Source organism: Campylobacter sp. 2018MI13, assembly GCF_018501135.1.
Lineage (GTDB): Bacteria > Campylobacterota > Campylobacteria > Campylobacterales > Campylobacteraceae > Campylobacter_E.
In genome coordinates this window covers 1-460 of record NZ_JAHCZC010000210.1, presented here as the reverse complement: position 1 = coordinate 460, position 460 = coordinate 1, and the positions used below count along the sequence as shown (strand labels likewise).

The following is a 460-nucleotide window of genomic DNA, read 5'->3' as shown; positions in this document are numbered from 1 at the left end:
ATATAAGAAGAAAGGCAGGGTGATTCACATGTCATGCGAATATGAAAATATTTTGGTTGCGATTGACGGATCAAAAGGCGGAGAAGTTGCTTTAAAAGAAGCCATCGAAGTTGCCAAGCGTAACGATGCACATTTGGACGTGTTGAGGGTCATGGATCTCAGCTCGCTTGAATACGGCGGAGCAGGAATTGCGCTTGACGGCGAGCAGATTTACGAGATCGAACACGATAGCGAAGAATATTTGCTTGAACTGCGCAGAAAAGCAATTCAGGAAGCAGGGCTCAAGCCGGAACAAATCAGGGTTCACCTGCGTTTCGGCAATCCTAAGCTGGTTATCGTTGAAGATTTCCAACCCGAATATGAAAATGATCTGATTATTGTCGGTTCAACCGGAAAGAACTTTTTGCAAAGACTGGTCGTTGGCTCTGTTGCGGCATACGTAATTCGTTCGGCCAGATGC

The 460-nt window shown here is 45.9% G+C and carries 1 protein-coding gene; it reads left to right on the top strand.

All coding sequences use genetic code 11. The features are described 5' to 3' along the window. Window positions 1-28: 28 nt before the first annotated feature. Window positions 29-460: universal stress protein (locus KJQ99_RS09680; RefSeq protein WP_214150707.1), on the top strand; the 432-nt coding region annotated here is incomplete at its 3' end.